18 protein-coding genes are annotated in these 19,845 nt (G+C 69.8%); 11 read left to right on the top strand and 7 right to left on the bottom strand.

Annotated features, from left to right (window positions below; genetic code table 11):
* Nucleotides 1–5: 5 nt before the first annotated feature.
* From KAK06_RS13620 to KAK06_RS13610, 3 genes are read right to left on the bottom strand one after another with little or no spacing between them, the layout of a single operon-like run.
* Complete coding sequence (locus KAK06_RS13620; RefSeq protein ID WP_210802666.1) at nucleotides 6–701, bottom strand: helix-turn-helix transcriptional regulator; 696 nt, start codon at nucleotides 699–701, stop codon at nucleotides 6–8.
* 42 nt (nucleotides 702–743) lie between these two features.
* A complete protein-coding gene (locus KAK06_RS13615; protein ID WP_210802665.1) occupies nucleotides 744–932 on the bottom strand; it encodes a hypothetical protein in 189 nt (62 codons plus the stop codon).
* Nucleotides 933–943: 11 nt separating this feature from the next.
* Complete coding sequence (locus KAK06_RS13610; protein WP_210802664.1) at nucleotides 944–1,288, bottom strand: PspC domain-containing protein; 345 nt, start codon at nucleotides 1,286–1,288, stop codon at nucleotides 944–946.
* A 200-nt stretch (nucleotides 1,289–1,488) separates the two neighbouring features.
* Between KAK06_RS13610 and KAK06_RS13605 the strand changes: the two genes are divergently transcribed.
* The 8 genes from KAK06_RS13605 (at nucleotide 1,489) to KAK06_RS13570 (ending at nucleotide 10,494) form a co-directional block, all read left to right on the top strand.
* Entirely contained in the window at nucleotides 1,489–4,584 is a 3,096-nt protein-coding gene (locus KAK06_RS13605; protein WP_210802663.1) for a type ISP restriction/modification enzyme, read from the top strand.
* Nucleotides 4,581–5,423: a DUF3800 domain-containing protein gene (locus tag KAK06_RS13600; protein ID WP_210802662.1), complete on the top strand. Its 843-nt coding sequence runs from the start codon at nucleotides 4,581–4,583 to the stop codon at nucleotides 5,421–5,423. The genes KAK06_RS13605 and KAK06_RS13600 overlap by 4 nt, the downstream gene beginning before the upstream one ends.
* Nucleotides 5,424–5,605: 182 nt before the next feature.
* Nucleotides 5,606–6,802, top strand: coding sequence for an amino acid aminotransferase (locus KAK06_RS13595; RefSeq protein ID WP_210802661.1), 1,197 nt, complete (start codon nucleotides 5,606–5,608; stop codon nucleotides 6,800–6,802).
* A 67-nt stretch (nucleotides 6,803–6,869) separates the two neighbouring features.
* Nucleotides 6,870–7,265, top strand: a complete 396-nt coding sequence (locus KAK06_RS13590) for a DUF1924 domain-containing protein (RefSeq protein WP_210802660.1) — start codon at nucleotides 6,870–6,872, stop codon at nucleotides 7,263–7,265.
* Nucleotides 7,266–7,276: 11 nt separating this feature from the next.
* Nucleotides 7,277–7,720, top strand: a complete 444-nt coding sequence (locus KAK06_RS13585; RefSeq protein WP_210802659.1) for a diheme cytochrome c — start codon at nucleotides 7,277–7,279, stop codon at nucleotides 7,718–7,720.
* A gap of 10 nt (nucleotides 7,721–7,730) precedes the next feature.
* Nucleotides 7,731–8,471, top strand: a complete 741-nt coding sequence (locus tag KAK06_RS13580; RefSeq protein ID WP_247652846.1) for a cytochrome b/b6 domain-containing protein — start codon at nucleotides 7,731–7,733, stop codon at nucleotides 8,469–8,471.
* The gene (locus KAK06_RS13575; RefSeq protein WP_210802658.1) at nucleotides 8,471–9,139 is read left to right on the top strand and encodes a response regulator; all 669 of its coding nucleotides are present in this window, start codon (nucleotides 8,471–8,473) and stop codon (nucleotides 9,137–9,139) included. Before KAK06_RS13580 ends, KAK06_RS13575 begins: the two co-directional genes overlap by 1 nt.
* On the top strand, nucleotides 9,136–10,494 hold the full coding sequence (locus KAK06_RS13570; RefSeq protein WP_210802657.1) for an ATP-binding protein: 1,359 nt from the start codon (nucleotides 9,136–9,138) through the stop codon (nucleotides 10,492–10,494). Before KAK06_RS13575 ends, KAK06_RS13570 begins: the two co-directional genes overlap by 4 nt.
* Here the strand turns inward: KAK06_RS13570 and KAK06_RS13565 are convergent, their stop codons facing one another.
* On the bottom strand, nucleotides 10,495–11,439 hold the full coding sequence (locus KAK06_RS13565; protein WP_210802656.1) for a LysR family transcriptional regulator: 945 nt from the start codon (nucleotides 11,437–11,439) through the stop codon (nucleotides 10,495–10,497).
* A 249-nt stretch (nucleotides 11,440–11,688) separates the two neighbouring features.
* Between KAK06_RS13565 and KAK06_RS13560 the strand changes: the two genes are divergently transcribed.
* The 3 genes from KAK06_RS13560 (at nucleotide 11,689) to KAK06_RS13550 (ending at nucleotide 14,796) form a co-directional block, all read left to right on the top strand.
* Nucleotides 11,689–11,955, top strand: coding sequence for a hypothetical protein (locus KAK06_RS13560; protein ID WP_210802655.1), 267 nt, complete (start codon nucleotides 11,689–11,691; stop codon nucleotides 11,953–11,955).
* A gap of 81 nt (nucleotides 11,956–12,036) precedes the next feature.
* A complete protein-coding gene (locus tag KAK06_RS13555) occupies nucleotides 12,037–13,440 on the top strand; it encodes an amidase (RefSeq protein WP_210802654.1) in 1,404 nt (467 codons plus the stop codon).
* A gap of 9 nt (nucleotides 13,441–13,449) precedes the next feature.
* Nucleotides 13,450–14,796: a tetratricopeptide repeat protein gene (locus KAK06_RS13550; protein ID WP_210802653.1), complete on the top strand. Its 1,347-nt coding sequence runs from the start codon at nucleotides 13,450–13,452 to the stop codon at nucleotides 14,794–14,796.
* Nucleotides 14,797–14,820: 24 nt separating this feature from the next.
* Here KAK06_RS13550 and KAK06_RS13545 read toward each other — a convergent pair whose 3' ends face one another.
* Genes KAK06_RS13545 through KAK06_RS13535 form a run of 3 tightly spaced genes read right to left on the bottom strand, consistent with a single transcriptional unit; the run spans nucleotide 14,821 to nucleotide 19,782 of the window.
* Entirely contained in the window at nucleotides 14,821–16,674 is a 1,854-nt protein-coding gene (locus KAK06_RS13545) for a PAS domain-containing protein (RefSeq protein WP_210802652.1), read from the bottom strand.
* Nucleotides 16,675–16,733: 59 nt separating this feature from the next.
* Nucleotides 16,734–17,882, bottom strand: a complete 1,149-nt coding sequence (locus KAK06_RS13540; protein ID WP_210802651.1) for a benzoate/H(+) symporter BenE family transporter — start codon at nucleotides 17,880–17,882, stop codon at nucleotides 16,734–16,736.
* A 13-nt stretch (nucleotides 17,883–17,895) separates the two neighbouring features.
* On the bottom strand, nucleotides 17,896–19,782 hold the full coding sequence (locus KAK06_RS13535) for a potassium transporter Kup (RefSeq protein ID WP_210802650.1): 1,887 nt from the start codon (nucleotides 19,780–19,782) through the stop codon (nucleotides 17,896–17,898).
* Between the last annotated feature and the right edge of the window lie 63 nt (nucleotides 19,783–19,845).

The raw sequence follows: 19,845 nt of genomic DNA, 5'->3' as shown, positions 1-19,845 counted from the left end.
CCGTGTCAGATTCCGTCAGCAGTGATGCCCTGTTCGGCGCGCCACTCGGCCAGCAGCGTGGCGCGGCGGCGCGGGTAGCGTCCGGCCAGGTCGTCCACGCTGCTGAGGCGGTCGGTGCGGAAATGCCGCAGCGCGCCGCGCAGCTCGCACCAGGCGACCAGCACCTGCACGCGGTCGAAGAAGCCCAGTGCCAGCGGCCAGACCACGCGCTGGCTGGTCTCGCCGTGGACATCGCGGTAGCCGATGCGCAGCCGGTGCTCGGCGCGGATCGCGCGGCGCAGCGTGGCCAGGGCCTCGGGGTCCTGCTCGGCGGGTGTGGCTGGGCCCACCAGCAGGCCGCTGTGCTCGACGGCCGTGCGCCGCTCGGGCGGCAGCACGGCGCTGATCTTGGCCAGCGCGTCGCGCGCGGCGGCGGCCAAGGCTGGATCAGCGCGGTCGGCCACCCAGCGGCAGCCCAGCACCAGCGCATCCAGCTCGTCGGCGCCGAACATCAGCGGCGGCAGCAGGAAGCCGTCGCGCAGCTGGTAGCCCAGGCCGGGCGCGCCGTCGATGGCTGCACCCTGGGCCTGCAGCGTGGCGATGTCGCGGTACAGCGTGCGCAGGCTGATGCCCAGCTCGGCGGCGATCGCGGCGCCGGTCAGCGGGCGGCGGTGGCGGCGCAGCAGCTGCAGCAGATCCAGCAGGCGTGCGGCGCGGCTCACGGGCGGAACGAGGCGATGGGCGGTGTCACCCGCACATCGTACTCAGGAGCGCATCAGGCGCCAGGGCAGCCAGATCAGTGCGGCCAACCAGACGAAGGGCCAGGAGATCAGCATCCCCAGCAGCCGAAACGGCAGCGTGATCAGCCACACCAGCGGCCACAGCACCAGCGCCAGCAGGGCCAGCGGCCAGCACAGCACGAACAGCAGGCACCACAGCAGAAAGCTCAGCATGGCGGCGCTCCTCAGGCGATCTGGGCCGAGGGCGGCAGCGGGCGCTCGGCCAGCGGCACCAGCAGCCAAGCCAGCAGGTACAGCACGAAGCCGGTGCCACCGCACAGCAGCAGGCCCAGGAAGACCAGACGCCAGATCCACGAGGCCAGGCCGGTGGACAGCGCCAGGCCGCCGCAAACGCCGCCCAGCCAGCGGTCGTCACGGGACCGGCGCAGGCCGTTGAGGCCCTGGCCGACCTGTCGCGCCACCGAGGGACCGGCGAGCGCTTGCGCCTTGGCGCGGGCGTACTCGTCGTCGCTCAGGTGGCCCTCGGCATGCAGGCGGGCCAGGCGTTCCAGTTCGTCGGTCAGGGACATCACGTTCTCCTTGGGGTGGTCCATCACTCGATGGCTGCACTGTGCGCCTGGATCAGGTGGGTGTCCAACGGCGCGCGACAGTCGGGGCTGTGGGCCGGACAGACTGCAAGAATGGCGTTCCGAACGGTGGCGGCCCGACTAGGCCGACGGATGGCGGTGTGCTGAAATCAGCGCCAACAAACACAACAGGGTGGGATCTCATGAGTCAGGTGCTGATCAACCAGTATTTGGGCGAACTCAGCCGCTTGCGTCAGGTGAGCGGTTCCTCCCGTGAATCCGTTTTGCGGGAGGCCTTCAAGGACCTGCTCAAGGGCTGGGGCCGTCAGCACGATCTGATCTTCGTGCCCGAGTACGAGATCCAGACCGCCACCAAGGACCGCCGCTATGTCGATGGTGCCCTGCTGCACGAGCTGCGCGTGCCCTTCGGCTACTGGGAGGCCAAGGACGAGGCCGACGACCTGGACGAGGAGATCGCCCGCAAGTTCAAGCGCGGCTACCCGCAGGACAACATCCTGTTCGAGGACACCCATGAGGCGGTGCTGATCCAGCACCGCAACGAGGTCATGCGCTGCGCGGTGGATGACGTGGCGCAACTGGAGAAGCTGCTCAAGCTGTTCTTCAGCTTCGAGCGCGCCGAAGTGGCTGACTTCCGGCAGGCGGTGGCCCAGTTCAAGACCGATCTGCCCGCAGTCCTGCAAGCGCTACGCGAGATGATCGAGCGCCAGCAGAAGGACAACGCCGGCTTTCGCAAGGCGGCCAAGCGCTTCCTGGCGCATGCACAGGAGGCGATCAATCCCAGCCTCACCGACGCCGATGTGCGCGAGATGCTGATCCAGCACATCCTGACTGAGGAGATCTTCTCCAAAGTCTTCGGCGAGGACGACTTCCACCGCCAGAACAACGTGGCCAAAGAGCTGTATCAGCTCGAGGGAACTTTCTTCAGCGGCGACGTGAAGAAGCGCACGCTGCGCGGCCTGGACGCCTACTACGCCGCCATCAAGAGCGCCGCTGCACAGATCAGCAGCCACCAGGAAAAGCAGAGCTTCCTAAAGCTGATCTACGAGAACTTCTACAAGGTCTACAACGCCAAGGCCGCCGACCGACTGGGCGTGGTCTACACGCCCAATGAGATCGTGCGCTTCATGATCGACGGCGCCGATTGGCTGTGCGAGCAGCACTTCGGCAAGAGCCTGGTGGACAAGGGCGTCGACATTCTGGACCCGGCCACCGGCACCGGCACTTTCATCTGTGAGCTGCTGGAGCACTTCCGTGGTCAGCCCGCCAAGCTCAAGCACAAGTACGACCATGAGCTGCACGCCAACGAGGTGGCCATCCTGCCGTACTACGTGGCCAACCTGAACATCGAGGCCACCTACGCTGCCATCACCGGTGAGTATCGAGAGTTCGCCAGCCTGTGCTTTGTGGATACGCTGGACAACGTGGGGCTGCACACCCAGGCCCACGGCACCACCGCCGACCTGTTCGGCAGCGTCAGCGAGGAGAACGTGGCCCGCATCAGGCGCCAGAACGCCCGGCGCATCAGCGTGGTCATTGGCAACCCGCCCTACAACGCCAACCAGGCGAATGAGAACGACAACAACAAGAACCGAACCTACCCGGCGATCGACGCGCGCATCAAGCAGACCTACGTTGCAGAGAGCGCTGCGAAGAAGACCAAGCGCTACGACATGTACAGCCGATTCTTTCGGTGGGCAAGCGACCGTTTGGACGAAAACGGCGTGTTGGCCTTCATCACCAATCGGAATTTCCTGGATGCCAGAGAGGCCGACGGCTTTCGAAAAACCTTGGCCAAGGAGTTTGTTGAGGTACGCATCTTGGATCTGGGCGGCAGTGTCAACGACAACCCGAAACTCAGTGGCACAAAGCACAATGTCTTTGGAATCAAGACGGGCGTTGCGATCAGCTTTCTAGTCAAAAGGCGTGGTAACTCAAAGAGTGAACGCTGCCGGATCTTCTACTCTCGCCGACCAGAGTTCGAAGAGGCCTCCGAAAAGCTCGCATTCGTTGGCAAGGCACGTTTGGCCTCAGTCGAGAGCGAAGAGATTCGTCCCAACGCAAGACATGACTGGCTTCATCAAACTCATACCGATTATGCAGGATTGATGCCGTTGGCCGATCGCGAGGGAACAGGAAGGGCTGTTTTTTCGCTCACTGCCAATGGTGTCAATACAGCCCGTGACGAGTGGGTCTATGAATGCGATCGAGCGAGCCTTGAAGCAAAGGTCAAGTTCATGATCAGCGAATTTAACAAGGAGAACAACCGATGGAGGGGAGTCAAGGAGATTGATCGGGAGCGTCTTGGTAGTCGAATCAAATGGAGTGAGTCCTTGCTGGCGAAGGTAAGGCGTGATCCTGTGCATGGCCTGTCGTCACGGTTCTGGGCTTCCTCGCACTATCGGCCATTTGTTTCATTGCACTACTACGCAGACCCAACATTCTCAGATCGCCTCACTAACAACCATTTTCAATTATTTGGTCGCGGCTTGGAGGTTCGGGTGCCAAGCTTTGCGATTTCAGCACCAGGAACCTCAGCCGTATTCAGGACACTTGCATCCGACCGAGTTTGCGACTGGCACTTCATGGGCGATACCCAGATCTACGCGCTGTACAGGCACGATGATCACGGCCAATCTCACGACAACATCACCGACTGGGCGCTCAAGCAATTCACTGCCCACTACAAAGCCGGCGCCGGCAAGCGCCTACCCGAGCCCACCAAGGAGGGCATCTTCCATTACGTCTACGCCGTGCTGCACGACCCGCACTACCGCGAGACCTATGCTCAGAACCTCAAGCGCGAGTTCCCGCGCGTGCCGTTGCACGGCAGCACCCGGGCCGACTTCTGGCGTTGGGCCGGATGGGGTCAGGCCCTGATGGACTTGCACATCGGCTACGAGTCTGCCGAGCCCTTCGCCTTCAAGCGGGTGGACGTGCCCGATACCAAAGCGCGCCAGAACCACGGTGAGGCCTATGCGCCCAAGCCGATCCTGAAGTCGGAGCCCGAGGACGGCCGCATCCGCATTGACGGCGAAACCACGCTCAGCGGTATCCCTCCTGAGGCCTGGGACTACCGACTGGGCAACCGCTCGGCCATCGACTGGGTGCTCGACCAGTACAAGGAGCGTAAACCCAAGGACCCGACCATTCGCGCCAGATTCGACACCTACCGATTCGCCGACCACAAGGAGGACGTGATCAAGTTGCTGGCCCGCGTGGTGTTCGTGAGCCTGCGGACCCTGGCCACAGTGTCCGAGATTGAGGCTGCGAGCCGGTGAGCACGCTGGTGCCGCCTGTCAGGCGCCATTGCTACGTGGACGAGGCGGGCGACCCCACCTTGTTCAGCGCGCGTGGGCAGGTGCGCGTTGGCGAGGAAGGGTGCTCGCGCTACTTCATGATGGGTGCGCTGGAGGTGACGGAACCCGGCCGGTTGGCGCAGGACTTGACCGCCCTGCGGGCCGACCTGATGGCGGACCCTTACTTTCGCGGTGTGCCCTCGATGCAACCAGAGGCCCGCAAGACGGCCGCAGCGTTTCACGCGAAGGACGATGTCGCCGAGGTGCGACGCGAGGTGTTCCGGGTCCTGACACAGCACGCCTTGACGTTCTTTGCCGTGGTGCGCGACAAGCGGCGTGTGTTGGCCTATGTGCAGGGTCGCAATCAACTGGATCCCGCTTACCGCTACCAACCCAATGAGCTATACGACACCTTGGTGTCGCGGCTGTTCAAGAACCGGCTGCACCTGACGCCGGAGGTGGACGTGTGCTTTGCGGCGCGGGGCCAGTCTGACCGCACAGCTGCCTTGCGCTTGGCGTTGGACAAGGCGCGCAGCCGCTTCGAGTCGACATGGCGGCGCGAGGTGGATGCCAGCATCGTGGCCCGACAGTCCACACCACGGCATGAGGCGGGACTGCAGGCGGTGGACTACTTCCTCTGGGCACTGCAGCGACACTTCGAGCGAGGCGAGTCGCGCTACGCGGAGTTGGTCTGGCCACAGGTCGGCGTGGTCCACGCGGTGGACGACACTGAGCATGCGGCCTACGGGACTTACTACACCAAGAAAAAGCCGCTGACCTGGGGAGGATCAGCGGCTTCAGAGAAGGCGTCGGGAATATAGGTGTCAGGCACCAAGGCCTGCTCACACACGGCGTGAAGCCGAATTTCGTTCCCGAACCGGTGTATTTTAGGCCTGCTTGCGTTGCTTCGCCAACTGCACGGCCTGCGGGTTCCAGCGGCACTCGAACGCCGCGCGCGGGCAACGGATAATTCAGGACTCAGCTTCAGCCCACTGCGCACACCATGTTTGCCCACATCGAGCCCTACGGCGGCGACCCGATCCTCACCCTCAACGAGAACTTCCAGAAGGACCCGCGCGAGGGCAAGATCAACCTGTCGATCGGCATCTACTTCGACGATGCCGGCCGCATCCCGGTGATGGCCTGCGTGAAGGAGGCCGAGGCGCGCATCGCCGCCCAGGTCGGCCCCAAGCCCTATTTGCCGATGGAGGGCCTGGCGGCCTTCCGCTCGGGCGTGCAGACGCTGCTGTTCGGTGCCGGCCATCCGGCGCTGGCGGACAAGCGCGTCACCACCATCCAGACCGTGGGCTCGTCCGGCGGCCTGAAGGTGGGCGCCGACTTCATCGCCCGCTGGTTCCCCGGCAGTGGCCTCTGGGTCAGCGACCCCACCTGGGACAACCACAAGGCGGTCTTCGAGGGGGCCGGCCTGACGGTGGGCACCTACCCGTACTACGACGCCGCCACCGGCGGCCTGCGCTTCGAGGCGATGTGCGAGGCGCTGCGCGCGCTGCCGCCCAAGAGCGTGGTGCTGCTGCACGCCTGCTGCCACAACCCCACCGGCGTCGACCTCACCCGCGCCCAATGGGACGCGCTGATCCCGCTGCTCAAGGAGCGCGGCCTGATCGCCTTCCTGGACCTGGCCTACCAGGGCTTTGGTGACAGCGTGGACGATGACGCCTACGCAGTGCGAGCGCTGGCCGCTGCGGGCCTGTCCTTCTTCGTGGCCAACTCGTTCAGCAAGAGCCTGTCGGTCTACGGCGAGCGCTGTGGCGCGCTGAGCGTGGTCTGCCCCGATGCGGCCCAGGCCGATCTGGTGCTGGGCCAGCTCAAGGCTACGGTGCGGCGCAACTACTCCAATCCGCCGCTGCACGCCGGCCAGCTGGTGGCCACGATCCTGAACACGCCCGAGCTGCACGCGATGTGGGTGGCCGAACTCAATGGCATGCGCGTGCGCATCCAGGCCATGCGCGAGCGCCTGCACGCGGTGGTCAGCGCCAAGGTGCCGGGGCGCGACTTCAGCTACTTCCTCACCCAGCGCGGCATGTTCAGCTACACCGGCCTGAGCGCCGCGCAGGTGGATCGGCTGCGCGAGGAGTTCGGCGTCTACCTGGTGCGCTCGGGCCGCATGTGCGTGGCCGGCCTGAACACCGGCAACGTTGAGCGCACCGCCGAGGCGATGGCCGCCGTGCTGGCGGTTTGACTTCGGTCAGACCGGCTTTAAGAGGGGCCTAAGCCCCCACGGACACCATGGGCACCATCGCATCCCGATGGAGTGCCCCATGTTCAAGCCCCTGATCCTTGCCGCCCTGCTGGGCGGCGCCCTGGCGGCCCAGGCCGCCACCCCCGCCGAGCTGCTGGCCGGCTACACCGCCCAGGCGGGTGCGCCGGCCCAGGCCGCGCGCGGCCAGGCCTTCTTCACCAGCAAGCACGGCAAGGAATGGTCGTGCAGCAGCTGCCACGGCGCCGCGCCCACCGGCGCGGGCCAGCACGCCAGCACCGCCAAGGCGATCAAGCCGCTGGCGCCGTCGGCCAATGCCGAGCGCTTCACCGAGCTGGCCAAGTCCGAGAAGTGGTTCCGCCGCAACTGCAACGATGTGGTCGGCCGCGAATGCAGCGCCGGTGAGAAGGCCGACGTGCTGGCCTGGCTGCTGACGCTGAAGTGAGGAGCCCGAGCATGAAGACCTGGATCACCGCCGCCGCCCTGGCCGTCGCCGCCCTCTCGGCGCAGGCCGACGACCACGGCTCCCGCACCCCACCGCTGCCGGCCTACCAGTCCGAATGCGGCAGCTGCCACGTGGCCTTCCCGGCGCGTGGTCTGCCGGCCTCGTCGTGGCAGCACCTGATGGGCGGCCTGGGCAAGCACTACGGCACCGATGCCTCGCTGGACGCGCCCACCGCCAAGACGATTGCCGACTGGCTGCAGGCCAACGCCGGCCGCGGTGACCCGCCGCCCGAGGACCGCATGACCCGCAGCCGCTGGTTCGTGCGCGAGCACGACGAGGCCGGCCCCGGCGTGTTCCAGCGCGCCTCGATCAAGTCGGCCAGCAACTGCGCCGCCTGCCACACCCGCGCCGCCGAGGGCAGCTTCCGCGAACGCGAGATCCGCATCCCGAAGTAAGGAGCCTGCGATGGACACCTCCATGAGCCGCGTGCGCGTCTGGGACGTGCCGGTGCGCGTCTTCCACTGGCTGCTGGTGCTGAGCTTTGCCGGCGCCTGGCTGAGCGCCGAGAGCGAGCGCTGGCGGCTGCTGCACGTCACGCTGGGCTACACCGTGGCCGGCCTGGTGGCCTTTCGCCTGGTCTGGGGCCTGGTGGGCACGACGCCGGCGCGCTTTGCCAGCTTCGTGCGCGGACCCGCCGCCGTGCTGGCCTACCTGAAAGGCCTGCTGGCCGGTCGCGCGCCGCACACCACCGGCCACAACCCGGCAGGCGCGCTGGCCATCATCGGCCTGCTGGGGCTGGCCGCGCTGACCACCGCGCTGGGCTGGGCCACCTACAACGACCTGGGCGGCGAGTTCGCCGAAGAAGGCCACGAGCTGGCCGCCAACCTGATGCTGCTGTTGGTGGGCGTGCACCTGCTGGGCGTGCTGGTGGGCAGCCTGGCCCACCGCGAGAACCTGGTGCGCGCGATGTTCACCGGCCGCAAGCAGGGCCACCCGGAGGAATCCGCCCAGCGTGCCTGGGCACCGCTGGGCGCGGCGCTGCTGGTGGCGGTGCTGGGCTTTTGGGCCTGGCAGTGGAACAGTGCGCCGCAGCCGGATGCGTCATGGCAGACTGCATCGGCCGGCCAGACCCCGGCGACCGGTCCGCTGGCCGCGCTGAAGTCGCTGCTGGACGACGATGACGATGACGACAAGGAAGGCCACTGATGCGCATCCTGCTGGTCGAGGACGATCCGCTGCTGGGTGACGGCCTGCGCGCCGGCCTGCGCCAGCAGGGCTTCCAGGTGGACTGGGTGCGCGATGGCCTGGCCGGCGAGCGCGAGCTGCGCAGCGGCGCCTACACCGCCGCGGTGCTGGACCTGGGCCTGCCCGGCCTGGATGGCATGGAGGTGCTGCGCCAGACCCGGGCTGCCGGCGGCAGCCTGCCGGTGCTGGTGCTGACCGCGCGTGACGCGATCGACGACCGCATCCGCGGCCTGGACGGCGGCGCCGACGACTATGTCGTCAAGCCGGTCGATCTGCATGAGCTGGGCGCCCGCCTGCGCGCGTTGGTGCGCCGCGCCCACGGCCAGGTGCAGGAGCTGCTGCAGGCCCAGGGCGTGGCGCTGGACCCGGCCGCGCGCACCGTGACGCTGGACGGCGAGCCGGTGGCGCTGTCGATGCGCGAGTTCGACCTGCTGCAGGCGCTGATGCTGGGCGCCGGCCGCGTGCTCTCGCGCGAGCAGCTGGAGCAGAGCCTGTACAGCTGGGGCCAGGAGGTGGAGAGCAACGCCGTGGAGGTGCACATCCATCACCTGCGCAAGAAGCTCAAGCCCGAGCTGATCACCACCGTGCGCGGCGTGGGCTACACCATTGCCCGCACGCCGCCGGCATGACAGCACGTTCGCTGCAGCTGCGCCTGGCGCTGCGCACGCTGGCCATGGTGGGCACGCTGTGGCTGCTGGCGGCGCTGTGGACGGCCTGGGATGCGCGCCATGAGCTGGACGAGCTGTTCGACGCCCACCTGTCGCAATCGGCCGCGCTGCTGGTGGCGCAGCAGTCGGGCGGGCACGGCGATGACGACGCCGAAGCCATCGAACACGCGCTGGGCGGCGGCCGCAAGGGCCACCCCTACGAGCGCAAGGTGGCCTTCCAGGTCTGGCACGAGGGGCGTCTGGGTGCGCACTCGCCCAACGCCGACGGCGCGCCGCTGTCGACGCTGCGCGAGGGTTTCGAGACCATCGAGTACCGCGGCGAGACCTGGCGTCTGTTCGCTGCCAACGGCGCCGAGGACGACGTGCAGGTCTTCGTGGCCGAGCAGGAGGAGGTGCGGCTGGACGTGCTGTGGCCGGTGCTGCAGGGCACCTTCGGGCCGCTGCTGCTGGTGCTGCCGCTGGTGGCCCTGTCGGTGTGGTGGTCGGTGCGCCAGGGCCTGGCGCCACTGCGCGAGCTGGGCGAGGTGCTGCAGCAGCGTGCGCCGCAGCAGCTCTCGCCGGTGGCCCTGTCCGAGACGGCACCCACCGAGCTGCAGGCACCGCTGGACGCGCTCAATGCGCTGCTCGAGCGCATCGGCCGGCTGATCGATGGCGAGCGCCGCTTCACCGCCGATGCCGCGCATGAGCTGCGCACGCCGATCGCCATCGTCCGCACCCAGGCCCAGGTGGCGCTGGGCGCCACCGACGAGGCTGAGCGCCGCCATGCGCTGCAGGCCACGATCGCCGGTTGCGACCGCGCGGTGCACCTGGTGCAGCAGTTGCTGACGCTGGCGCGGCTGGACGGCAGCGCCAGCCAGCGCGCCGCCGCCGTGCACGACGGCGCGGCGATGGCGCGCCGGCTGCTGGGCGAGCTGGCGCCACAGGCGCTGGCGCGCGGCCAGACGCTGGAGCTGGACGCGCCTGATCACTGCCCGCTGGCGATGGACGAGGCGCTCGCCGCGATGCTGCTGCGCAACCTGGTCGACAACGCGCTGCGCTACAGCCCCGATGGCGCCACCGTGCAGGTGACGATCGCCGCGGCGGACGGCGGCGTGCGCTGGAGCGTGGAAGACAGCGGCCCCGGCTTGTCAGAGGCCGACCAGGCCCGGCTGGGCGAGCGCTTCTTCCGCGCCAGTGCCACGCAGGACCAGGCCGGCAGCGGCCTGGGCTGGTCGATCGTGCGGCGCATCGCCCAGGCGGGCGGGCTGCGCATCACGTTGGGCCGCTCGGCGCGGCTGGGCGGGCTGTCGGTGGGCGTGGCCTGGCCGGCGGCCTGATCAGGCGGGTGTCGGCGCCTGCGCCACCTGCTGGCGCAGCCAGGCCTGGGCGGGCACCGCGTCCAGCCGCATGTGCCACAGCATGGCCACCTGGATCGGCTGCAGCGCAAACGGCAGCTCGCGCGTGACCAGCGCGTCGGGCACGCCGGTGGCGCCCAGGAAGGACACCGGCAGCACGGTCAGCAGGTCGGAGCCGGCCACCACCTGGCCGGCGGTGTAGAACTGGTTGACCGTCAGCACGATCCGCCGGCGCCGCCCCAGCGCCAGCAGGGCCTGGTCGACAAAGCCGTGCGGCCGGCCCGAGAAGCTCACCAGCAGGTGCTGCGCGGCGCAGTAGGCGTCCAGGTCCAGCGGCTGGCTGGCCAGCGGGTGTGTGCGGCGCATCACGCACACGTAGCGGCTCTCGTAGAGCTGCTGGTGGCGCAGTGTGGCGGTGTCGCCCTCGGCCACCAGGCCGGTGATGGCGTCGGGGAAGTGGCCCACCGCCAGGTCGGCGTCGCCGCGCGCCAGCAGGGCCCGCGGGTCGCGCGTGGTCAGCGGCAGCACCCGGAAGTTCACCGCGGCGCCGCTGCGCTCCACGGTGGCGATCAGGTGCGGCATCAGCAGCACCGCGGTGGCGTCCACCATCGCCAGGCGGAAGTTGACCGGGTCGGCGACCGGGTCGAAATCCTGCGGCGCCAGTGCCTGCTGCAGCCCGGCCAGCGCTGCGCGCACCTGCGGCCACAGCGCCTGCGCACGCGCGGTGGGCTGCATGCCGCGCGCGCTGCGCTCGAAAAGCGTTTCGCCCAGCGACTCGTGCAGGCGACGCAGCGCATGGCTGGCGGCCGGCTGGGTCATGGCCAGGCGGCCGGCGGCGCGGGTCAGACTGCCTTCGGCCATCAGGGTGTCGAACACCCGCAACAGGTTCAGGTCCAGTGTGCGGAAATTGGCCTGCGGGCGAGACATGCCGGAAATTTATATCTAACTTGAAGAATATTCAGTCGACAAACACTGGTGCTAACCCTAGGATTGCGTCCCATGAGCCTGCAAACGTCCCCCCGTCCCCGCGCTGCCTCGCTGCGACAAGTCGTCGCGTCCTGGCTGCGTTGCTGGCCGTGGCGACTGCGCAGCGCACCGGTCGGTTACCGCTGACCCCTTCCCCTGGCTCGCGGGACGCGGCGAGCCGCTTGATCGGACACCCCGAAGGAGCACACCATGGCTGCCATCACCTCCCAGACCTTCCATCCCGCCCCCACCCTGGGCATGCCGCGCGGTGCGCGCATCGCCGCCACCGCCTTCCTGGCGCTGCTGTCGGGCATCTCGCGCCACCTGGCCCATCAGGTCACCGCGCCGCGCCAGCGCAGCCGCATGGACGACGCCGCCGAGGTGCGTGAGATGGCCCGCCACTGGGAACACTCCGACCCCGGTTTCGCCGCCGACCTCTACGCCGCCGCTGCGCGGCACGAGAGCCAGGACGACTGATCGTCCCGCCCACCGGCCCTGGCCGGTGTTTTGAGGCACCATCGGGCCTGTCGCCCCTGCGCGGGCCGCCCGAGGTTGCCGATGCCCCCTGATCAGCGAGAGAGCGCGCTGCACGCGATCCCCGCGGCCGAACTGGCGCCGCTGTACCGTCGGCGCCAGTTGTCGCCGGTGGAGGTCACCCAGGCGGTCCTGGAGCGCATCGACACCTGCGACCGCCGCGTCGCCGCCACCTGGGGGCTCGACCCGGAGTCGGCACTGGCCCAGGCCCGTGCGAGTGAGGCCCGCTGGGCGCGCCGCGCCGCGCTGGGGCCGCTGGACGGCGTGCCCGTCACCCTCAAGGAAAACATCGCCTCGCGCGGCGTGCCGCAGCCGCTGGGCTGTGCCGCGTCGTTGCTGACCCCGGCGCGCGAGGACGCCCCACCCACCGCCCGCCTGCGCGAGGCCGGCGCGGTCTTCGTGGCCCGCACCACCATGCCCGACTGGGGCATGCTCAGCTCGGGCCTGTCCAGCTTCCACCGCCTGACCCGCAACCCCTGGGACCTGCGCCGCAACCCGGGCGGCTCCAGCGCCGGTGCCGGCGCCGCCGCGGCCATGGGCTACGGCCCGATCCACCTGGGCACCGACATCGGTGGCTCGATCCGCCTGCCCGCCGGCTGGTGCGGCGTGGTGGGCTTCAAGCCCAGCCTGGGCCGCATCCCGATCAAGCCGCCCTACATCGGCCGCGTCGCCGGCCCGCTGACGCGCACGGTCACCGACTGCGCGCTGGCGATGAGCGTGCTCAGCCGCCCCGACTGGCGCGACGCCAGCAGCCTGCCGCCCGCCGACATCGACTGGCTGGACCTGCAGCGCCCACTGAAGGGCCTGCGCCTGGGCGTGCTGCTCGATGCCGGCTGGGGCGATCCGCTGCAGCCCGAGGTGCGCGACGCCGTGATGCTGGCCGCGCTGATGCTGGCCGCCGAAGGCGCCGAGCTGGTGGAGCTCAAGCCGATCTCCACCCGCGCGATGGTCGACGGCCTGGACCGCTTCTGGCGCATGCGCTCGTGGCTGGACTACGCCGCGCTGCCGCCCGAGCGCCAGGCCAAGGTGCTGCCCTACATCCGCCGCTGGATCGAGCGCGGCGCGCAGATGAGCGGCGAAGAGGTCTTCCGCGGCTTCAGCCAGATCGCCGCGCTGCGCGACGCCGCCATCGCCGGCACCCACGCGGTGGACTATGTGCTCTCGCCCGTCAGCCCCGACGTCGCCTTTGGTGCGGCCCAGGCCAGCCCGCTGAACGACCCCGAGCGCCCTTTCGAGCACATCGCCTACACGCTGCCCTACAACATGAGCGAGCAGCCGGCCATCTCGGTGCCTGCCGGCCACGACCGCCGCGGCCTGCCGATCGGCCTGCAGATCGCCGGACGGCGCCACGACGACATCGGCGTGCTGCGCCTGGCCCGCGCCTGGGAGCAGCTCCGCCCGGCGCTGCGCGACTGGCCCGAGCCTTAAGATCGCGCCATGAGCACGCCCGCGGCCCCGGCCCAGTTGCGCGACCAGCGCGATCAGCGCCTGGGCACGACCTCGCGCGCGGCGGCCGACGCGGCCGAGACCGCGCTGTGGCGCCTGGTCAGCCAGATCGGCTCGCCCGAGGACGCGCTGGACCAGGCCTGCGCCGCCGACCCGCGCTGGGCCTGGCCGCAGCTGATGCGTGCCGGCCAGCGCCTGCTGCACGCCGATGGCCGGGTCGACGACGGCGTGCTCGCCGCGCTGGCGGCCGCGGCCCGCGGCATCGACGACGCCCCGCCGCGCGAGCAGCGCCACCTGGTCGCATTGCAGGCACTGGTGGAGGGCCGCTGCGCGTTGGCCTGCCAGATCTGGGACGACCTGCTGCTGGAGCACCCGCACGACGCACTGGCCCTGCTGTGGGCCCAGGCCTGGGACCTGCGCCGCGGCGAGCTGCCGCCGCTGCAGACGCGCCCGGCCGAGGTGCTGCCTGAGTGGTCCCCCGAGGACCCGCTGCAGCCGCACCTGCTGGGGCTGTATGCCTTCGGTCTGCAGGAGAACCAGCGCGACGCCCAGGCCGAGGACGTGGCGCGGCGGGCGCTGGCGCGCGAGCCCCAGGTGCCGCGCGCCGTGCTGGCTGTGGCGCATGTGATGGAGAGCCAGGGCCGCTTTGACGACGGCACCGCCTGGCTGCGCCAGCACCAGGCCGGCTGGGCCGACGACTCGGCGCTGGCGGCCCACCTGTGGTGGCACATGGGCCTGTTCCGGCTGGAGGCGCTCGACCTGCCTGGCGTGCACCGCCTGATCGATGCCCACCTCAGCGGCCCCACGCTGGTGGGTGACGCCGACCACCGCGATGCCGTGGCCCTGCTGTGGCGCCTGCACCTGCTGGGCGAGGATGTGGGTGCACGCCTGGTGCAGCTGCTGGCGGCCTGGCCCGCCGATGAGGGCGAGGCCGGCCTGTGCGCCTTCCACGACCTGCATGTGCTGCTGGCCCTGCTGGGCGCCGATGAGCTGGTGCGCGCCGAGCGCTGGGTGGCCCGCGTCGCCGCCCGTGCGATGCAGGCCGAGGACGCCCGCCGCAGCAACCACGCCGTCACCCGCGAGGTGGCGCTGCCGGTGATGCGCGCACTGCTGGCCCTGGCCCGCGGCGATGCCGCGGCGGCCTGCAGCGCGCTGCGCGCCAGCCGCCCACACTGGCCGCGCCTGGGCGGCAGCCGTCTGCAGCGCGACCTGCTGGAGCTGACGCTGATCGCCGCGGCGGCACGCGCGCCGCTGCAGCCACTGCACCGCGCCCTGCTCAACGCTCGCCGCCTGGCGCGCGCGCCGTCACCGCTGTTGCGGCGGCTGGAAGGGCCCTGAGCGGCTGAACCGCTGCGCGCCCGGTCAGGCCCAGGGCAGGCGCAGCGCGAAGGTCGCGCCCTGGCCCGGCGCGCTGTGCGCGCTCAGCGTGCCGCCCATGGCCTGCGCCAGCTGCTGCGACAGCGACAGGCCCAGGCCGGTGCCTTCAATGCCGCGGCGCGCGGCGTCCAGGCGCTCGAAGGGGCTGAAGAGGCGGGCAATCTGCTCAGGGGTCAGCCCCTCGCCCTCGTCGCGCACCTCGAAGACGATGGCCGGGCCGTCGGCGCGCAGCGCCACATGCACGGCGCCGCCCGGGCGGTTGTACTTGACCGCGTTGCTCAGCAGGTTGACCAGCACCTGCAGCAGGCGGCGGCGGTCGGCGCGCACCGGCGGCAGGGCCGGCGGGATGTCGCGCACCAGGGAGCAGGGCGGCCGGCCTGCCAGCGGGGCGGCCTGCACCATGGACCAGGCCTCGTCCAGCAGGGGTTCGGCCGACAGGTCGCTCAGGCTCAGCTGCAGCTGGCCGCTCTGGGCGGCGGACAGGTCCAGCACCTCGTCCACCAGGTCCAGCAGGTGGCGACCGGCCTGCAGGATGTGGCCGGTCCATTCGGTGGCGGTGCTGCCGGGCGGCAGGTCGCGCTGCAGCAGCTGGGCAAAACCCAGCACCGCATTGAGCGGCGTGCGCAGCTCGTGGCTGACGCGCGAGAGCAGCTGGGTCTTGGCCTGGTTGGCGGCCTCGGCGCGGTCGCGCTCGATGCGCAGCGCGTCGGCCTGGCGGCGCGCGGTGATGTCGGTGTGGGTGCCGATCATGCGGGCCGGTCGGCCGTCGGCGTCGCGCTCGATCACCAGGCCGCGCGACAGCACCCACTTCCACTGGCCATCATGGCAGCGCACGCGGTGCTCATTCACGTAGGTGGGCGTGCGGCCGCTGAAATGGGCCTCGCGGTCGCGCAGCATGGCGGGCACGTCGTCGGGGTGGGTCAGGCTGTCGAGCACCCGTGGGTTGTGCGCCAGGTCGGCCTCGGTGTAGCCGTACATCGCCAGGAACTGCTCGGAGTAGGTCTCGTCGCCGGTCTGCAGGTTCCAGTCCCAGACGCCGTCGCCGGTGCTGTTGAGCGCCAGCTTCCAGCGCTCGTTGCTCTCCAGCAGCCGCGCCTCGGCGCGCTTGCGGGCGGTGACGTCGATCACCACGCCGGCGTACTCGCTGCGCTGCGGCGACAGGTGGACCGGCGTGGATCGCACGTGCAGCCACTTCTCGGTGCCGTCGGTCAGCACCACGCGGTGCTCGATCGACAGCGTGCGGCCGCTGGCCCGCGCGGCCTCGCTGGCAGCGGCCACGCGGGCGGCGTCGGCCGGGTGCCACAGGCGGCGGATGGCGTCTCCATCGGCCATCACCTGCTCCGGCGTCAGGCCCAGCAGCTCGCGCACGCCGCGGCTGACGTAGGAGAACACCCGGGTGCCGTCCGGCTGCATCACGGTGCGGAACACCATGCCCGAGACCTGGTCGGCGATGCGGTCGACCTGGTCGCGGCTGTGTTCCAGGTCGCTGATGTCCTCGACCGTGCCTTCGTAGCAGCGCACCCGGCCTTCGGCGTCGCGCAGCGCATGGGCGTGTTCACGCACCCAGATGCGTTCGCGCGAGCGATGGCGGTGGATTTCAGAGACAAAACCCTGCACCTGGCCATCGCGCGCCAGCAGGCGCATGAACTCGCGCCGCCGCCCGGGTTGCACATACCACTCGCTGCCGATGTCACGCACGGCGCGCAGCAGTTCGGCCTCGGTGCTGTAGCCGTTGATGTGCACCAGCGCCGGATTGGCGCGCAGCATCGTGCCGTCAGGGTGCGAGCGGTAGGCCCCGATGGGCAGGAAGTCGAAGAAGCTGGAGAAGTCGTCGTGCACGACGGGCCTGGCGCGCTGTGGCGTGACCCCTGCCACGCTCCATCGGCCAGCTTAGCGCATCAGCGTGGCCGCAGCAGCAGTGCGGCTGCTCCGGCCACCACACCCCAGAAGGCCGAGCCGATGCCCAGCAGGCTCACCCCCGAGAGCGTGACCAGGAAGGTCAGCAGCGCGGCGTCGCGCCGCGTCTCGTCCTTGAGCGCGCCATGCAGGCCGCCGGCGATCGTGCCCAGCAGCGCCAGTCCGGCCAGCGTGACCACCAGGCTGCGCGGCAGGGCGCCAAACAGCGCCACCACCGCACCGCCGGCCAGGCCGGTGGCCAGGTAGAACACGCCGGCCGAGGCCGAGGCCCAGTAGCGGCGGCGCGGGTCGTCGTGCGCCTCGGGGCTCATGCACAGCGCCGCGGTGATCGCGGCCAGGTTGATCGCGTAGCCGCCCAGGGGCGCCAGCAGCAGGCTGACCAGGCCGGTGGTGCCCACCACCGGCGAGACCGGGGTGTCGTAGCCGGCGGCCCGCTGCGCCGCCACGCCCGGCAGGTTCTGCGAGGCCATGGTGACGATGAACAGCGGCAGGCCCAGGCCGATGATGGCGGCCGGCGCGAACACGGGCGCGGTCCAGACCGGCTGGGTCCAGGCCAGCGTCACGCCGCCCAGCGCCAGCCGACCGCCCACGGCGGCCACCGCCAGCCCGCACAGCAGCACGCCCGGCACCGCGTAGCGCGGCCACCAGCGCCGCCCGGCCAGGAAGGCCGCCAGCATGGCCAGCACCAGCGGCGGGTCCACCGCGGTGGCCAGCGCGGCGTCCAGCGCAAAGCGCACCAGGATGCCGGCCAGCAGCGCCTGGGCGATGGCGGCGGGGATGCGCGCCATCAGCCGCTCGAACAGGCCGCTGTAGCCGGCCAGCGTGATCAGCAGCGCGCAGACGATGAAGGCGCCGGTGGCCTCGGGCAGGGCCAGGCCGTGGCTGGCGGCGATCAGCGCCGCGCCGGGCGTGGACCAGGCGGTCAGCACCGGGCGGCGGTACCACAGCGACAGGCCGGTGCTGGTGAGCGCCATGCCCAGGCCCAGCGCCCACAGCCACGAGGCGGTCTGGTCCGGCGTGGCGCCCAGCGCCTGCGCGGCGGCGAAGACGATGGCCACCGAGCTGGTGTAGCCCACCAGCACGGCGATGAAGCCGGCCACCACGGCCGGCAGGGACAGGTCCTTCAGCACCGAGGAAGAACGCTCAGATCTCGACCTTCGCACCGAGCTCAACGATGCGGTTGGACGGCAGGTTCAGGAAGTCGGCCATGTCGGCGGCATTGCGGTGCATGCTGGCGAAGAGCTTCTCGCGCCACATGGCCATGCCGTCGCCGAAGGTGGGAATCACCGTGTCGCGGCTGAGGAAGTAGCTGGTGTCCATGTCATCCAGCGGCACGCCGCGGTCCTTGAGCTGCTGCAGCGCCTCGGGCACGTCGGGGTCGTTCTTGAAGCCGAAGTTCAGCGTCACCTGCCAGCAGTCGTGGCCCAGCGACTCCAGCTGCAGGCGCTTGTCAAAGCCGATCCAGGGCACCTCGTGGTGGCGCACGGTGACGAACAGGTTGTACTCGTGCAGCACCTTGTTGTGCTTGAGGTTGTGCATCAGCGCATTGGGCGTCAGGCCCTGCTCGGCCACCAGGAAGACCGCGGTGCCGGGCACGCGCACTGGCGGGCTGACGAAGATGGCCTCGAGGAAGCCGGCCAGGTCGATCGCCTCGTCGCGCACGCGATCGCGCATCAGGCGGCGGCCCTGCTTCCAGGTCAGCATCAGCAGGAACATGCCGGCGCCGATCAGCAGCGGGAACCAGCCGCCGGCCACCAGCTTGAGCATGTTGGACAGGAAGAAGGTGATGTCGATCGTGAAGAAGAACACCGTGGCCAGCAGCGACAGGCCCAGCGGGTACTTCCAGCCGTAGCGGATGACGAAGAAGGTCATCACGGTGGTGATCGACATGTCCAGCGTCACCGCGATGCCGTAGGCCGAGGCCAGGTTGGACGAGTTCTTGAACAGCGCCACCGCCAGCACGATGAAGACGTACAGGCTCCAGTTGATGAAGGGCACGTAGATCTGGCCCGTGTCCTTGACCGAGGTGTGCTTGACCGCCATGCGCGGCAGGATGCCCAGCTGGATGGCCTGCTTGGTGACCGAGAAGGCCGCCGAGATCAACGCCTGCGAGGCGATCACCGTGGCCGCCGTGGCCAGGAACACCAGCGGCAGCTGGGCCCAGTCGGGCGCCATGTGGAAGAAGGGGTTGCCCACCGCCTCGGGTTCCTTGAGCAGCATCGCGCCCTGGCCGAAGTAGTTGACCACCAGCGCCGGCATCACGAAGCCGTACCAGGCGATGCGGATCGGCCGCTTGCCGAAGTGGCCCATGTCGGCATAGAGCGCCTCGCCGCCGGTGACGCACAGCACCACCGCACCCAGCGCGATGAAGGCGATCAGCGGCTGGGCGATGAAGAAACCCGCCGCATGCATGGGATTCAGCGCCACCAGCACCGCCGGGTTGGCCACGATGTGCGGGATGCCCAGCAGCACCAGCACGATGAACCAGACCAGCGTGATCGGGCCGAAGAACTTGCCGATGCCACCGGTGCCGAAGCGCTGCACCGCGAACAGCCCGGTCAGCACCACCAGCGTGATCGGGATGATCCAGCTGTGCAGCCCGGGCGCGGCCACCTCCAGGCCCTCGACCGCCGACAGCACCGAGATGGCGGGTGTGATGACGCCGTCGCCATAGAAGATGGCGGTGCCGAACAGGCCGACGATCATCAGCACGCGGCGCAGCGCCGGCTTGTCCTTCACGGCCGTGGTGGCCAGCGCCAGCATGGCGATCAGGCCGCCTTCGCCGTTGTTGTCGGCGCGCAGGATCAGCAGCACGTACTTCAGAGAGACGATGATGGTCATCGTCCAGAAGATCAGGCTGAGCACGCCCAGGATGTTGCCGGGCGAGGCTTCGACATGGCCAGCGTGGAAGACTTCCTTCAGCGCATACAGCGGGCTGGTGCCGATGTCGCCATACACCACACCCAGGGCTGCCAGAGTCAGCGCGGCCAGCGCGCCCGGCGTTTGTGCGCCGCGTTCAGGAGAATGCAAGTTGGGGTGGGGACGAGTCGCCGATCAGGCTATTGTGGCGCCGGATGGCGGCGCGGTCGATCG

This window comes from Ideonella aquatica (assembly GCF_018069755.1).
Taxonomy (GTDB): Bacteria; Pseudomonadota; Gammaproteobacteria; order Burkholderiales; family Burkholderiaceae_C; genus Ideonella; species Ideonella aquatica.
Note: the sequence above shows the minus strand (reverse complement) of the source record. Positions and strands in the feature narration are given on the sequence as shown.

Bases quoted from the DNA above. Each gene is read 5' to 3' on its own strand.
- KAK06_RS13615 (WP_210802665.1), bottom strand. From the start codon at position 932: ATGCTGAGCTTTCTGCTGTGGTGCCTGCTGTTCGTGCTGTGCTGGCCG.
- KAK06_RS13610 (WP_210802664.1), bottom strand. From the start codon at position 1,288: ATGTCCCTGACCGACGAACTGGAACGCCTGGCCCGCCTGCATGCCGAG.
- KAK06_RS13605 (WP_210802663.1), top strand. From the start codon at position 1,489: ATGAGTCAGGTGCTGATCAACCAGTATTTGGGCGAACTCAGCCGCTTG.
- KAK06_RS13595 (WP_210802661.1), top strand. From the start codon at position 5,606: ATGTTTGCCCACATCGAGCCCTACGGCGGCGACCCGATCCTCACCCTC.
- KAK06_RS13590 (WP_210802660.1), top strand. From the start codon at position 6,870: ATGGAGTGCCCCATGTTCAAGCCCCTGATCCTTGCCGCCCTGCTGGGC.
- KAK06_RS13585 (WP_210802659.1), top strand. From the start codon at position 7,277: ATGAAGACCTGGATCACCGCCGCCGCCCTGGCCGTCGCCGCCCTCTCG.
- KAK06_RS13580 (WP_247652846.1), top strand. From the start codon at position 7,731: ATGGACACCTCCATGAGCCGCGTGCGCGTCTGGGACGTGCCGGTGCGC.
- KAK06_RS13575 (WP_210802658.1), top strand. From the start codon at position 8,471: ATGCGCATCCTGCTGGTCGAGGACGATCCGCTGCTGGGTGACGGCCTG.
- KAK06_RS13570 (WP_210802657.1), top strand. From the start codon at position 9,136: ATGACAGCACGTTCGCTGCAGCTGCGCCTGGCGCTGCGCACGCTGGCC.
- KAK06_RS13565 (WP_210802656.1), bottom strand. From the start codon at position 11,439: ATGTCTCGCCCGCAGGCCAATTTCCGCACACTGGACCTGAACCTGTTG.
- KAK06_RS13560 (WP_210802655.1), top strand. From the start codon at position 11,689: ATGGCTGCCATCACCTCCCAGACCTTCCATCCCGCCCCCACCCTGGGC.
- KAK06_RS13555 (WP_210802654.1), top strand. From the start codon at position 12,037: ATGCCCCCTGATCAGCGAGAGAGCGCGCTGCACGCGATCCCCGCGGCC.
- KAK06_RS13550 (WP_210802653.1), top strand. From the start codon at position 13,450: ATGAGCACGCCCGCGGCCCCGGCCCAGTTGCGCGACCAGCGCGATCAG.